Raw genomic sequence first — 14,692 nt, 5'->3', positions numbered from 1 at the left:
GCACAGCGGGCCGTCCGGCAGGCACCGAAGCCGCGCAACCGCTACCCCGGCTGGTGGATCGGCCCGTCGAGCGCCACCAGCGGCCGACCCGTGCCGCCCCAGCGGGCCGCGACGATCTGCGCGGCCACACTCACCGCGGTCTCCTCCGGGGTACGCCCACCGAGGTCCAGCCCGATCGGGGAGGCGAGCCGGGCGAGCTGCGCCGCGCCGACCCCCGCCTCGCGTAGCAGCTTGAGCCGTTCGTCGTGGGTGCGTCGCGAGCCCATCGCGCCGACGTACGCCAGCGGGTGGCGCAGCGCCACCTCCAGCAACGGCACGTCGAACCTCGGGTCGTGGGTGAGGACGCACACCACCGTCCGCTCGTCGACCCGACCGGCGTCCACCTCCGTACGCAGGTAGCGGTGCGGCCACTGCACCACCACCTCGTCCGCCTCGGGGAAGCGTCGCGCGGTGGTGAAGACCGGCCGGGCGTCGCAGACGGTGACCCGGTAGCCGAGGAACGCGCCGATCCGGGCCACCGCGGCGGCGAAGTCGATGGCCCCGAAGACGATCATCCGGGGCGGTGTGGCGTACGCCGTCACGAAGAGGCTCACGCCGCAGCCGCGGCGCTGCCCGTGGTACCCGTACCGGAGCATTCCACTGTGTCCGGCGGCGAGCAGCCCGAGAGCGTCGGCGCTGGCGGCGGCGTCGAGGCGGTCGTCGCCGAGCGAGCCGGTCGGCTGCCGGCCGGTCAGCACGAGCCGCCGACCCAGCCGCCCGGCCGGGTCGACCGGCACCGGACCCGGCGGGTCACCGGCGTCCGCCGCCACGCAGGTGACCACCGCCGCCGGTCGGCCGTCTCGGCGGGCGGCGGCGATCGCGTCCAGCCCGGCCAGGGCGTCGGCGTCGACGCGCTCCACGAACACGTCGAGGACACCACCACAGGTCAGGCCCACGGTGTACGCGTCGTCGTCGCTGATTCCGTACCTGGTCAGCTCGGGTACGCCGGTGTCCAGCACACGGCGGGCCCGTTCGTAGAGGTCCGCCTCGACGCAGCCGCCGGAGACACTGCCGGTGACCGTGCCGTCGGCCGCGACGAGCATGGTCGCGCCGGGCGGCTGCGGCGCGGACCGCCAGGTGGCCACGACGGTGGCGAGGGCGACCGGCTCGCCACCGCGGCAACGGCGGTGTGCCTCGTCGAACACGTCCGGCACCGACCGCCACCTTTCGGCTTCCTCACCCCCAGGCAGGATATGGCGTCGAGCGGCGGTCGACGGGTCAATTGACGCATCGAGGATCGGCTATTGCGGTGGAGCCGCTCGGCATGGTGGGATGACGCGTACCGGGCGGTGCGAGGGCTGCCGTGCCGCCGGTTGCCGGGTTCGTTCGACGCGAGGGCACCGGTCCAGGGCTGGACCGACGATGGCGCGTGTCCACCGGCTGATTCTTCGCCGGGCACGTCGCCGTGATCGTCGCACCGCTCACCGAGGCGGGCGATCATGCCACATCCCACCCGATGTCAGCGGGGCGGCGCGGGCGGCGCGCCTCGCGAGTCAGGAGAACCTGTGAATCGTTCCCGTACGGCCGCGTTGCTCATCGCGTCCGTGACACTCGCACTGGGCGGCGTCGCCCTGGCGTCCAATCCGCAGCCCGCCGAGGCGCACGGTGCGGCGATGACGCCCGGCAGCCGCACCTACCTGTGCTGGCAGGACGGCCTCAGCCAGACCGGCGAGATCCGGCCGACCAACCCCGCGTGCTCCGCCGCCGTCGCGACGAGTGGCGCGAACTCGCTCTACAACTGGTTCAGCGTGCTCCGCTCCGACGCCGGGGGTCGGACCACCGGCTTCATCCCGGACGGCCAGCTGTGCAGCGGTGGCGCCACCGGCTTCCGCGGGTACGACCTGCCGCGTACCGACTGGCCGCTGACCCACCTGACCGCCGGCGCGCGGTTGGACTTCAAGTACAGCAACTGGGCACACCACCCGGGCACGTTCTACTTCTACATCACCAAGAACAGTTGGAGCCCGAACCGGGCGCTGGCCTGGAGTGACCTGGAGGAGCAGCCGTTCCTCACGGTGACCAACCCGCCGCAGCGCGGAGGCGTCGGCACCAACGACGGTCACTACTACTTCAGTGGCAACCTGCCGTCGGGCAAGAGCGGCCAGCACATCATCTACTCGCGCTGGGTGCGGTCGGACTCGCAGGAGAACTTCTTCGGCTGCTCCGACGTGGTCTTCGACGGTGGTAACGGACAGGTGACCGGCATCCGGGGCGGCACGACGTCGCCGACCACGCCGCCGCCCGGGCCGACCGACCCGCCGCCGGCGACCACCCCGCCGCCGGCCGGTGGCGCCTGCACGGCCAGCTACAAGGTGACCAGCTCCTGGCAGGGTGGCTTCCAGGGCGAGGTCACGATCACGAACAGCAGCAGTTCGGCGTTGTCCGGCTGGACCGCCAGCTGGACCTGGCCCAACGGGCAGTCGATCAGCCAGATCTGGGGTGCCACCCAGACGTCGTCCGGCTCGTCGGTGACAGCGACGAACGTCAACTACAACGGCACCGTCGCACCGTCGGGCACCGCGACGTTCGGCTTCCTGGGCAGCTACACAGGAACCAACGGCGTCCCCGCGGTGACCTGCGCCGCTCGCTGAGCCCCTCCCGTGAATAGTTGATCAAGAGGTTTGCGTCATCCGGAGTCATTCCGGTGACGCAAACCTCTTGATCAACAGGGATGGAGCCATTGACAGGGGCAGAGTCGTGGTCAGCGGACCATGGAACCCACGACCGGCTTCGTCAGCAGGGCCGACTGGTTGCGCTGGATGCCCGGGTCGAGCGTCTTCGACACGAAGATCGCGTGCCAGATGCAGAAGATCAGCACCGTCCACACCTTGCGGGAGTGGTCGGCCTCCTCCCGCTTGTGCTCGTCGAGCAGCCGCAGCGCGTACGACAGGTCGAGCAGGTCACCCGCACCCGACGTGCTCAGCACGTGCCGGGCCCACTCGTACATCTCGCCGCGCAGCCAGACCCGGGTCGGGGTCGGGAAACCCAGCTTCTTGCGGTTGACGATGGCCGGCGGCACGACCCCCTGCAACGCCTGGCGCATGGCGTACTTCGTCGCGTCGGAGCGCGGCGGCAGCTTCAGGTCGACCGGGATCGTCGCCGCGACGTCGAAGACCTCACGGTCGAGGAACGGCACCCGCACCTCCAGCGAGTGCGACATCGAAATCCGGTCGGCCTTGACCAGGATGTCGCCGCGCAGCCAGGTGTAGAGGTCGACGTACTGCATCTTGGTGACGTCGTCCAGCTCGGTGCACTCGGCGTAGATCGGGGCGGTGACGTCCGTGTAGCGCACCGAGGGGTCGTAGCGGCGCATCAGGTGCCGCTTCTCCTCTTCGGTGAACATCCGCGCGTTGCCGTAGTAACGCTCCTCGATCGGAGTCGTGCCGCGCTCCAGGAAGCTCTTGCCCTTGACCCCCTGCGGGATCGCCTTGGAGACCGCGCGCAGGCCCTTCTGCACCCCGCCGGGCAGACCGTTGACGGTGCCCAACGACAGCGGCTCCCGGTAGATCGTGTAGCCGCCGAAGAACTCGTCCGCGCCCTCGCCGGACAGCACCACCGTGACGTGCTCGGCGGCCTTCTTGGCCACGAAGTAGAGCGGCACCAGCGCCGGGTCGGCCACCGGGTCGTCCAGGTGCCAGACGATCTTCGGCAGCGCATCGATCATGTCCTGCGGACCGATCTTGGTGGGGATCGTGGTGACGTCCAGGTGCCGCGCCGACTCCTGGGCGACGTCGATCTCCGAGTAACCCGGCACGTCGTAGCCCACCGTGAAGGTCAGGATGTTCGGGTTGAACTCCCGCGCCAACGCCACCACCGCCGTGGAGTCGATGCCGCTGGACAGGAACGAGCCGACCGGCACGTCGGAGCGCATGTGCATGCGCACGCTCTCCCGCAGCGTCTCCCGGATCTCGTGGTACAGCTTCTGCTCGTCGTCGACCGGCGCCGGCCGGAACACCGGCCGGTACCACCGGCGCACGTCGATCCGCCCGCCCGGGGTCCAGTTCAGGTACTCCCCCGACCCGATCCGGCTGATGCCCTTGTGCAGCGTGCCCGGCTCCGGGACGTACTGCAGAGTCAGGTAGTGGCTCAGGTTGGCCGGGTCGACACCCGCGTCGCCCTGGTAGTTGCTGTGCGCGAACGGCAGCAGCGCCTTCTTCTCTGAGGCCAGGTAGAGGCCGTCGGCGGTCTCCAGGTAGTGCATCGGCTTGATGCCGAAGTAGTCGCGGGCGCCGAAGGCGCGCCGCTCCTGCCGGTCCCAGATGACGAAGGCGAACATGCCCCGCAGTCGGGTGAGCACCTGCTCGCCCCAGAAGTGGTAGCCCGCCACGATCACCTCGCCGTCGCCGGCGGTGGCGAACTGCGCGCCGAAGTTCCTGATCAACTCCTCGCGCAACTCGATGTAGTTGTAGATCTCACCGTTGAAGGTGAGCAGGTAACGACCGTTCGCGTAGGGCAGCGGCTCGTGGCTCGACGCGACGTCGATGATGGCCAGCCGCTTGTGGGCGAACACGCCGTCCGCGTACCGGCCGGAAGCGTCGCCGACCACCTCGACCCCGGTCTCGTCGGGGCCGCGGTGGTGCAGGCATTCCAACGCTCCGGCGATGTGGTCGCGATGCGCGGCGGCGTTACCGTTCGCGCTGAAGAAGGCCAGAAGTCCGCACATGGTGGCCATCTTTCCACGCGCCCCGTCGACCCGTCGCAGCCGTCCGTCGATCCGCCCACTCCCGGTGGGCGTCACCGCGAACCGGACGCGCGGTACCGTCGGGACCAGCAACGAAGCGGAGGGAGCGGCGCAATGACCGAGGGACGCACCGACGGTACGCCGACGGACGGTACGGAATCACACGATCCGGACTTCCCGGAGGCGTTCCTGTCCTTCATGCGGCAGGGCTGGCGCGACACCGCGCTCCCCGTGACGCCCCGCCCGGAGACACCCAACTACGCCAAGCGGCGGGCCGCGCTCTCGGCGGCGTTCCCCGGCGAGACGCTCGTCATCCCCACCGGCACCGAGAAGGTCCGGGCCAACGACACCGACTACCCGTTCCGGCCCGGCAGCGACTTCGCCTACCTGACCGGCGACCACGACGCCGACAGCGTGCTGGTGCTACGCCCGAACGGCTCAGGGCACGACGCGACGCTGTACATGCGGCCCCGGTCCTCCCGGCAAACCGACGAGTTCTTCCGCAGCCGCAACGGCGAGCTGTGGGTGGGCCGGCGGCACACCCTCGCCGAGAAGTCGACCGAGCTGGGCCTGCCCACCGCCGACCTCACCGGCCTGGAGGCGACGCTCGCCGACCTGGCGCCGGGGCGTACCCGGGTGCTGCGCGGTTTCGACGCCCAGGTGGACGCGGCCGTGCGCCAGTACGACGGGCCCCGCGCCGAGGGCCAGCCCGCCCGCGACCGGGAGCTGGCCATCGCCATCTCGGAGATGAAGCTGGTCAAGGACGAGTGGGAGATCGGCCAGCTCCAGGACGCCATCGACGCCACAGTGCGCGGCTTCGAGGACGTAGCCCGGATCCTCCCGGCGGACCGCGCCGTCTCCGAGCGGCTCCTGGAAGGTGTCTTCGCGCTGCGGGCCCGTCACGACGGCAACGACGTCGGGTACAGCTCCATCGTCGGCGCCGGCGAACACGCCACGATCCTGCACTGGGTGCACAACCACGGCGCCACCCGACCGGGTGACCTGCTGCTGATGGACATGGGCGTCGAGGGCCGCAACCTCTACACCGCCGACGTCACCCGGGTACTCCCGGTCAACGGCCGGTTCACCGCCCTGCAACGCCAGGTCTACGACATCGTGTACGCCTCGCAGCAGGCGGGCATCGAGGCCATCCGCCCCGGCGTGACGTTCAAGGACGTCCACCTGACCTGCATGCGGGTCCTCGCCGAGGGCCTGTCCGACCTGGGTCTGCTGCCGGTGAGCGTCGACGAGGCGATGGACGAGAAGTCGACCGTCTACCGGCGGTGGACGCTGCACGGCTTCGGCCACATGCTCGGCATCGACGTGCACGACTGCTCGAACGCCCGCAAGGAGACGTACCGCGACGGCGCGCTGGGCGAGGGCTATGTGCTCACCGTCGAGCCCGGGTTGTACTTCCAGCCCGAGGACGAGCTGGTCCCCGCCGAGCTGCGCGGCGTCGGCATCCGGATCGAGGACGACGTGCTGGTCACCGCGTCCGGCGCGACGAACCTCTCGGCCGGGTTGCCGCGTACCTCCGACGAGGTGGAGACCTGGCTGGCCGAGCAGCGCGAGGCCGGCCCCCGCCTGCCCGGCTGACCCGCCCTGGCCCGCCTGGCTCTCGCCCGGGGGCTGGCTGGTTGAGCTTCGGCCATGATCCACTCGGCTTTCTGGAATTCGTGCTATCCGCATCACCCGGATGCCGCGTTATTAGGAAAGCCGAGTGGATCACGCTCCCGAGGCGAGCGTTATGTCGTATCCGCACACTGAAACGTCCGCGTCCGCGTCCGCGTCCGCGACGGCGACAGCGACAGCCGCGCCGCCGTCCCCTGACGTCGTCGTCATGCGACCCGCTGTCGCCACCAGCCCTCTCGCCTCGGCATCGACCTCGGGCCAGCCCGCTACGGGCCGCGTCCGCCGGCAGCGCCCCTCGGTCAGACCCTTCCGGCCACGGGTCACTGTGGTGATCCACTCGCTTTCCTCGAAGTCGCGCTGTCCCCCACGCTCCGACACCGCAGTGTCAGCAAGCCGAGTGAACGACGTGGGCGCAGCAGCGTCTGGGGTGAACCAACCCCGCCCTCCGTCGACGTTTGTGCTGGTAGAGCCCTTCTCCTATCGACCCGGAGCGGTTGATCGCCCCTGTCCGTGCTACGCCGTATGCGTGGATATTTCGGATACGTCCGCAGTGTGAAGATGGTTCTCATACGGTGGGTATCAGTTGGCTACAAGCCATTTGTAGCTGGTCGTGGCGCCTCGGGCGGTGCGATCCCGTCTGTAGCAGGAAAGGGCGGAAGGCTCTGATGTCCAACGACGTAACGAGTACCGAGGGCGGGGCTGCGCCGGCCCCACCGAGAACAGGGCGGCGGAAACTTTGGGTAGCCGCAAGCGTCGCCGGGTTGACTGGCATGGTCGGTTTGGCGGCCCTGGGCGGCATCGCAGCTCGGGACGACAAGCACGGCGGCACGGATCGCCTGGCGGACGCCCAGGCGTCGACTCCGAAGCAAAACGTCAGCGATGCCAGCATGGGCGACGACGGCCCCGAAAGCGCCGAGGGCAGGGACGAGGACGAGTGGTCCAGCGACTGGAGCAGTGGGAGCGGATACGGCCGGGATGATCGCAAGGACGACCGTGGCAAGGAGGACCGGGACAAGGACGGTCGCGAGCACGGTCGGGTGCGGGAGGTGCCGTGTGACCCGAACCGGTTGATCGCGGCGATCACGCTGGCCAACGCCGAGCAGGGCGCGACGCTGAAGCTGGCCGCCGGCTGCACCTACAGCCTGACCACCACCCAGAGCGGTCTCGGCCTGCCGCCGATCACCCAGCAGATCACCATCAAGGGTGAGAAGTCCACGATCGTCCGGGCGGCCGCCGCCGCCCAGTTCGGCATCTTCCGTGTCGACGGCGGCGGTGACCTGCGACTGGAGGACGTCACCGTCAAGGGCGGCCAGGCCACTCTGTTCAACCAGGGTGGCGGCGCGATCTTCGTCGCCCCCGGCGGCACCGCCCGCCTCAAGGACACCCACCTGGTCGACAACTCCACCACTGGCGTCAACGCTGGCGGCGCGATCGACAACCGTGGGACCACTGAGTTGGAGAAGAGCACCGTGGACCGCAACATCTCCGTGGTCGCCGGCGGTGGTATCAACAACACCGGCCTGCTCAAGCTCAAGGAATCCCGCTTCGACAGCAACAGCGCGGGCGCTGCCGGCGGCGCGATCAACAACTTCGGCGGCACCGTCCAGGGCTACAAGGTCGAATTCAAGAGCAACCGCGCCATCGGCGGCGGCGGCGCCATCGCCACCACCGGCGGCATCATCGACCTGCACGACAGCCAGGTCACCGGCAACAACGCAGTCGGGTTCGGCGGCGGCATCTTCACCGCAGCCGGCGCCCGCACCAACCTGCGCAACGTCACCGTGGCCAACAACGCCGCCGCCGGCGGCGGAGGCGGCCTGACCAACACCACCGCCAGCACCACCACCGTCGAGGACAGCAAGATCGTCGGCAACACCAGCAACGGCGCGGGCGGCGGCGGCATCCTCAACACCATCCTCGACAGCACCGTGACACTGCGCAACACCGAGGTCAACGGCAACCAGTCCACCAACGGCGGCGGCATCCTCAACACCGCGATCCTCCGCCTCACCACCACAAAGATCACCAACAACACCGCCCTCGCCCCCGCACCCGGCGGCGCAGGCGGCATCCTCAACACCGGAGCGGTCACCACCGACCCACACACCGTGATCGTCGGCAACCGACCCACCAACTGCGTCGGCAACCCCGTCCCCAACTGCTTCGGCTGAAACACATAGATGAACAGGGGCTCCTCCCCCGATCGGGAGGAGCCCCTGTTCGCGTGCTCGACCATCAGGGCTCCGCGGCGGAGCTCCACGGCCCGTTCACCGTCAGGCCCCAGTCCGACGAAGCGCCCTATCGGCCTTCTTGGCCCGTTGCGGCGCGGCCGCGCGTTCCGTGTCCGGCTGGCCACACCCAGGTCTCTCAGTCCCGGACAGGGCGCGCAAGGCATCCCCTGCACCGAATGTGGGGCTTCTTCGGATAACGCCCCATAGTGAAGATGCTTCTCATACGGTGTTCTTCAGGAGCTACAACCGATTTGTAGCGAAGTGCGCCTCGCCCTGGCGGAGCGGACTTTCATACGAGGAGAGGGCAGAAACTCCGATGTCCAACTACCTTCGGAAGAACGATGGCGAGGGCACCGCAAAGCGCAGGCGCCTTCGCAAGGTGTGGCTCGCTTCCGGCGTGGCCGGTCTGACCGGCGTGGTCAGCCTCGCGGGGGTCGGCGTGGCCACCTCGGCCGGGGCCGCCGGCCTCACTCACCTGAAGTGGTCGTCAGCCGAGCAGGTCACGCAGGACGACGCCCGCGGCGACCAGTACGAGCGGGAGCACGGCCGGGATGATCGCAAGGACGACCGTGGCAAGGAGGACCGGGACAAGGACGGTCGCGAGCACGGTCGGGTGCGGGAGGTGCCGTGTGACCCGAACCGGTTGATCGCGGCGATCACGCTGGCCAACGCCGAGCAGGGCGCGACGCTGAAGCTGGCCGCCGGCTGCACCTACAGCCTGACCACCACCCAGAGCGGTCTCGGCCTGCCGCCGATCACCCAGCAGATCACCATCAAGGGTGAGAAGTCCACGATCGTCCGGGCGGCCGCCGCCGCCCAGTTCGGCATCTTCCGTGTCGACGGCGGCGGTGACCTGCGACTGGAGGACGTCACCGTCAAGGGCGGCCAGGCCACTCTGTTCAACCAGGGTGGCGGCGCGATCTTCGTCGCCCCCGGCGGCACCGCCCGCCTCAAGGACACCCACCTGGTCGACAACTCCACCACTGGCGTCAACGCTGGCGGCGCGATCGACAACCGTGGGACCACTGAGTTGGAGAAGAGCACCGTGGACCGCAACATCTCCGTGGTCGCCGGCGGTGGTATCAACAACACCGGCCTGCTCAAGCTCAAGGAATCCCGCTTCGACAGCAACAGCGCGGGCGCTGCCGGCGGCGCGATCAACAACTTCGGCGGCACCGTCCAGGGCTACAAGGTCGAATTCAAGAGCAACCGCGCCATCGGCGGCGGCGGCGCCATCGCCACCACCGGCGGCATCATCGACCTGCACGACAGCCAGGTCACCGGCAACAACGCAGTCGGGTTCGGCGGCGGCATCTTCACCGCAGCCGGCGCCCGCACCAACCTGCGCAACGTCACCGTGGCCAACAACGCCGCCGCCGGCGGCGGAGGCGGCCTGACCAACACCACCGCCAGCACCACCACCGTCGAGGACAGCAAGATCGTCGGCAACACCAGCAACGGCGCGGGCGGCGGCGGCATCCTCAACACCATCCTCGACAGCACCGTGACACTGCGCAACACCGAGGTCAACGGCAACCAGTCCACCAACGGCGGCGGCATCCTCAACACCGCGATCCTCCGCCTCACCACCACAAAGATCACCAACAACACCGCCCTCGCCCCCGCACCCGGCGGCGCAGGCGGCATCCTCAACACCGGAGCGGTCACCACCGACCCACACACCGTGATCGTCGGCAACCGACCCACCAACTGCGTCGGCAACCCCGTCCCCAACTGCTTCGGCTGACGGGATTACCACCGGCTCAGGGAGTAAGCAACACAGAAGGAGAGACAAGCGGCCCCGTCGGGAACGGTCGAAGAACCGGATCCGGCGGGGCCGCCGCACACCTCCGCCGGCCGACACGTGAACCGGCCCCCTTCCGCACCAGCGGAAGGGGGCCGGTTCACGTGTCACCGCTGGACGAACACCGCCACGCTGCGCGCCGGCACGGTGAACGTCCCGGCGGCCCGGTCGAACGAGGCGGTACGCAGCACCGGGTCGGCCGAGTCGACCAGCACCGGGTGCAACGCCACGTCCGCCCCGCGCAGACCGGTCACCGTCGGCGTGGTCGTCTCCGGGGTGGCGTTGAAGACGACGGTCACCGACGTCCACCGCCCGCCCAGCCCGCGGGCGTCCAGCGTCATCGTCAGCACTCCCGGCGTCTCCTGCGCCCCGGACAGCGGAAACGCCACCCGCCGCTGCACCTGCTCGGCGGTGGCCAGCCCGAACACCGGCGACGACGCCCGGATACGCAGCAGCTCGGCGTACCGGGCGTCGGTGGTGTTGATCGCCGCGCAGTCGGGCACCAGCGCCGGGTCGGCCAGCAGCGGCTTCGCGTACGGCCACTTGTCCTCGTTGTCCGCCGCGGGCGGCAGGCCGGCGCCGAACCCGTTGCCCCGTTCGCAGCCCCACCGGATCTGGTTGAACCAGTCACCGGAGTTGTACGAGTTGCGGTCCAGCGACTTCGACCGCAACCGTTCGCTGCCGGCGGTGACGAACCCGGTGCCCTGCCCCAACACCACAGTGCCCAGGGCCAGCACCTGCATCCGGGAGCGGTCCGCCGCCGAGGTGGCCTGCGGCAGCTTGTACGCCAGCGCGTCGTACAGGATCTCGTTGTCGTGCGCGTCGACGTAGGTGACGGCCTCCCCCGGCGCGTCGGTGTAGCCGGCCGGGGAGCCGTTGTAGTCCACCTGCGCCCCGGTGACCTGCCGCCCGGTGGTGTCGGTGAAGCGGTAGTCGCGCAGGTTGCCGGTCAGCCCCACCTTGATCAGGTCGTGGGCGCGCAGCAGGCCCGCCTTCTGCTCGGCCGGCGACCCGTTGACATCGTCGCCGTTCGGGTCGGTGTAGAGCCCGGACGCGAAGCCCTGCGCGCGAGGGTTGCTGTCGAACGGTCCGCCGCCGCGCACCGCGTCGCGGAGCCGGTCGTTGAAGGTGCCGATGCCGGTGCCGGCCATGTTGGCCTGGGTGGCCTGCACGAAACGGGCGTCGCCCGCGACCTCGCCGAAGTTCCAGCCCTCGCCGTAGAGCAGGATCGACCTGCCGTCCACACCGTCACGGGCGACGGTCAGCCGGTCCAGCGCGTCGCGTACGGCCAGGATGTTCGCCTTCGGGTGGTGACCCATCAGGTCGAACCGGAAACCGTCCACCTTGTACTGCCGCGCCCAGGTGACCACCGAGTCGACGACGAGTCTGCCCATCATGGCGTGCTCGGGGGCGGTGTTGGCGCAGCAGGTGGAGTCGGCCACCGTACCGTCGTCCACCAGCCGGTGGTAGTAGCCGGGCACCACCTGGTCGAGCACCGAGGCGTCGTCCGTGCCGGCCGCCGCCGTGTGCTTGTAGACCACGTCCATGACCACCCGCAGACCGGCGCCGTTGATCCCGGCGACCATGCGCCGGAACTCGGTGGTCCGCGCCGCGCCGACCGGGTCGACGGCGTAGCCGCCCTCGGGCACCGTGTAGTGCAGCGGGTCGTACCCCCAGTTGTAGCCGTCGGTCTCGGCGACCGCCGCCACGCACTGCTGCTGGTCGGCGGAGTCCGGCGGGAGCGCCGCCAGATCGCAGGCCGGCTGCCGCTGGTCGGCCCGCTTCTCCGGGATCGTCGCGAAGTCGAACGCCGGCAGCAGGTGCAGGTGGGTGACGCCGGCGTCACCGAGCGCCTTCAGGTGGGTCATCCCGGCGGTTCCCGGGTCGGTGAAGGCGAGGAACGTCCCCCGCCGCTCGGCCGGCACGGTCTCGTCGGCGATGGAGAAGTCCCGCACCGACAGTTCGGAGACCTGCGCCTTCGCCGGCGGCACCGGCGGAGGTTTGCGCAGCGTCCGCCAGCCCGCCGGGGCCAGCGCCGCGTCGGTCAGGTCGACCAGCAGGCTGTGCGTGGAGTCCGCGGCGAGGGCCACCGAGTACGGGTCGGTCACCGACGCGGTGACCACCTTCTGCGCCGCCGGCTGCCACGCCCGCACCTGGTAGCGGTAGTACCTGCCCGTCCAGCTCTGGTCGCCGCGCGCCGACCAGACACCGGTGCGGTCGTCGCGGCGCATCGGCACGGCCGTCGGCGCGGCGGTCGGCGAGTCGAACACCTGCACCGTCACCGTCCGCGCGGTCGGCGCCCACACCGCGAGGCTCGGCGTCCGTCCGGCGAAGGTCGGCCCGAGGGTGGCGTCGGTGGCCCGGGAGTACACGTCGTCGAGCACGCCGGGGATCTGCACACCGGTCGCCGCGAGCAGGGCCCCGACGCGTCGCGCTCGGTCACCAGCACCTGCCCCCGCAGCGCCGCCGGGACCTCGGCCAGGTCGCGGCGGTCCAGCGTGAAGCTGCGGTACGACCACAGGTGCGGAAACCGCGTGCGCTGGGCCTCGGTGAGCCCGTTGCGCTGCGCCCGCAACGGCAGGCTGGTGTACGCCCCGGTCAGCTCCCGGTCGGCCACAGCGACGCCGCCCTCCGGGGCGACGACCAGCGCGCACGTCCTGCCGTCGGTCGGCGGGGTCTGCCACACCACAGTCGCTGGTAGTGCACCACCGCCCACTCCCGGGACCCGCCCTGCGGCGGCGTGCCCACGGTGGCGGTCGACCAGGTGTCCACCGTGACAGTCTGCACCGGTGGGACGGTGTTCACCGCCACCACGTACTCGCGCCGGCCCGCCGGAGCAGCATCCTCACGCAAGCGCGACTCAGAAGCCTCCGCAGCGCACCCCGTCGACAGTGCACAACCGCGGTGTACTGGACGTCCGCTCCATGTGGAACCGCAACGACACCGACCCGCCGGGACGCACGTCCACCCCACTGACGTACGTGAAGCCGCCGTCGAACTGCCGGACCGTCCCCTGGGGCACACCCTCCACCCAGGCGGTCACGAACCGCCCACCGGAGAACTCCAACCGCGCCGTCCACCCACGGCTCCGCGCGGACACGTTGACCATCGTCACCTCACCGATGAAGCCCCCGTCGAAGCTCTGCACCACCCGGTACCGCCCACTGAACGCCGGCTGCCCCTGCGGAGCACGAGTCGGCGACCGCGTCACCACCGGCGAACCGGGCGGACTGACCGGCGGGGCGACCGACGGCGACGGCGAACCGGTCACGGCGCTCGGCGGCAACCCGCTCGCACGCCCGGACAACCCCGGCATCACCGGGACCGGCGACGCCACCGACGTGGATCGACCCGGCGTCACCTCCGACGGCAGCGGCAACACCGGCGGCGCCGACGCCCCGTCCGGCGCCGGACTACGCCCCCGGTACGCACCCAGGGTCATGACGAGCAGGACCACCATCACGACCACACCAGCGCCCACCACGACCCAGGGCGACGACACGATCGCGGCCGGACCGGGCGTCAGTCGCGGGGCACGACGCATGCCGGACATGAACCTCCCTCAGCGGACCGTCCGGGCAGCGTAGCGATCAGCGGCCGGACCGGGAAGCGCCGGCACGCACACCGTCCACTCAACCGAGCCGACAGTCGACCCCGTTGATGGTGCACCGCTGCGGCCGTTGCGCCGACTCACCCCAGCCCACCCGCAAACGCAGCGTCCGCGAAGCACCCGGCTCCAGCGAACGGGTTCCCCGCAACACGAACTCACCGTTCCCGCGTCCCCGCAGCGAGATCCCCGAGTCGTCGCTGAGGCGCAACGCCCAGAGGTCGTCGTCGAACGTCAACTCCACCGACCAGTCCACCGACCGGCTCGTCTCGTTCGCGATCGACAACACCGCCGCGTCCCCGTCCCAGCCGTTCGAACCGACCTGGTAGCGGGCGGTGACCGTGGCCCCCGCCGACGGCGTCGACACCAACGGAGCGGCCGTCCGCCCCGGCGTCGCAGAGCTGGTCACGGTGGCCCGTGGCGACGGCGTCCGACTGCTACGCGACGGCCGAGGCGACACCGAGCGCCGCTCCACGCCGGCCGGAGTCGGCCCACCCGTCGCCGACGCGGCTGCCGGCGCGGTCGGCACGACAACCGGAGGAGCACCCTGCGGTACGGACTCCCGCTCCCTGGTCCGGAACGACAGCAACGCGACCACCAGCAGCACCACCAGCGCACACACACCGAGCAGCACCACGATCCACGGCACCGACGCCAACATTCGAGCCGCCCGCGACCCTGCCGCACCATCCGGCCGC

General features: G+C 70.4%; 8 protein-coding genes and 1 pseudogene. 4 read left to right on the top strand and 5 right to left on the bottom strand.

Going from position 1 to position 14,692, the window contains the following annotated elements; translation table 11 throughout:
* Positions 1-41 precede the first annotated feature (41 nt).
* On the bottom strand, positions 42-1,193 hold the full coding sequence (locus GA0070612_RS15910) for an XdhC family protein (protein WP_088988603.1): 1,152 nt from the start codon (positions 1,191-1,193) through the stop codon (positions 42-44).
* A gap of 351 nt (positions 1,194-1,544) precedes the next feature.
* On the opposite strand from GA0070612_RS15910, the gene GA0070612_RS15905 reads away from it, so the two are divergent.
* Positions 1,545-2,630, top strand: a complete 1,086-nt coding sequence (locus tag GA0070612_RS15905; protein WP_231924577.1) for a lytic polysaccharide monooxygenase auxiliary activity family 9 protein — start codon at positions 1,545-1,547, stop codon at positions 2,628-2,630.
* Between the two features lie 110 nt (positions 2,631-2,740).
* Here GA0070612_RS15905 and asnB read toward each other — a convergent pair whose 3' ends face one another.
* The gene (gene asnB / locus GA0070612_RS15900; RefSeq protein WP_088991537.1) at positions 2,741-4,702 is read right to left on the bottom strand and encodes an asparagine synthase (glutamine-hydrolyzing); all 1,962 of its coding nucleotides are present in this window, start codon (positions 4,700-4,702) and stop codon (positions 2,741-2,743) included.
* Between the two features lie 132 nt (positions 4,703-4,834).
* Between asnB and GA0070612_RS15895 the strand changes: the two genes are divergently transcribed.
* The 3 genes from GA0070612_RS15895 (at position 4,835) to GA0070612_RS15880 (ending at position 10,330) form a co-directional block, all read left to right on the top strand.
* Positions 4,835-6,316 carry an aminopeptidase P family protein gene (locus GA0070612_RS15895; protein WP_088988601.1) on the top strand — a complete coding sequence of 494 codons (1,482 nt, stop codon included), beginning with the start codon at positions 4,835-4,837 and terminating at the stop codon, positions 6,314-6,316.
* Between the two features lie 923 nt (positions 6,317-7,239).
* Complete coding sequence (locus GA0070612_RS15885; RefSeq protein WP_167393633.1) at positions 7,240-8,523, top strand: right-handed parallel beta-helix repeat-containing protein; 1,284 nt, start codon at positions 7,240-7,242, stop codon at positions 8,521-8,523.
* A 457-nt stretch (positions 8,524-8,980) separates the two neighbouring features.
* Positions 8,981-10,330: a hypothetical protein gene (locus GA0070612_RS15880; protein WP_088988598.1), complete on the top strand. Its 1,350-nt coding sequence runs from the start codon at positions 8,981-8,983 to the stop codon at positions 10,328-10,330.
* Between the two features lie 164 nt (positions 10,331-10,494).
* On the opposite strand, the pseudogene pulA reads toward GA0070612_RS15880, so the two are convergent.
* The 3 genes and pseudogenes from pulA to GA0070612_RS31460 form a co-directional block, all read right to left on the bottom strand.
* Positions 10,495-13,079: pseudogene (gene pulA, locus GA0070612_RS15875) on the bottom strand (pullulanase-type alpha-1,6-glucosidase); the annotation flags it as partial.
* A gap of 168 nt (positions 13,080-13,247) precedes the next feature.
* On the bottom strand, positions 13,248-13,940 hold the full coding sequence (locus tag GA0070612_RS15870; RefSeq protein WP_231924576.1) for a cellulose binding domain-containing protein: 693 nt from the start codon (positions 13,938-13,940) through the stop codon (positions 13,248-13,250).
* A gap of 79 nt (positions 13,941-14,019) precedes the next feature.
* Positions 14,020-14,643, bottom strand: a complete 624-nt coding sequence (locus GA0070612_RS31460) for a hypothetical protein (protein WP_157742486.1) — start codon at positions 14,641-14,643, stop codon at positions 14,020-14,022.
* Positions 14,644-14,692: the final 49 nt, after the last annotated feature.

It is taken from the genome of Micromonospora chokoriensis (assembly GCF_900091505.1).
GTDB lineage: Bacteria > Actinomycetota > Actinomycetes > Mycobacteriales > Micromonosporaceae > Micromonospora > Micromonospora chokoriensis.
Note: the sequence above shows the minus strand (reverse complement) of the source record. Positions and strands in the feature narration are given on the sequence as shown.

Excerpts from the sequence above, each read along its gene's own strand:
- asnB (WP_088991537.1), bottom strand. The coding sequence starts at position 4,702 with ATGTGCGGACTTCTGGCCTTCTTCAGCGCGAACGGTAACGCCGCCGCG.
- GA0070612_RS15895 (WP_088988601.1), top strand. The coding sequence starts at position 4,835 with ATGACCGAGGGACGCACCGACGGTACGCCGACGGACGGTACGGAATCA.
- GA0070612_RS15885 (WP_167393633.1), top strand. The coding sequence starts at position 7,240 with ATGGGCGACGACGGCCCCGAAAGCGCCGAGGGCAGGGACGAGGACGAG.
- GA0070612_RS15870 (WP_231924576.1), bottom strand. The coding sequence starts at position 13,940 with ATGTCCGGCATGCGTCGTGCCCCGCGACTGACGCCCGGTCCGGCCGCG.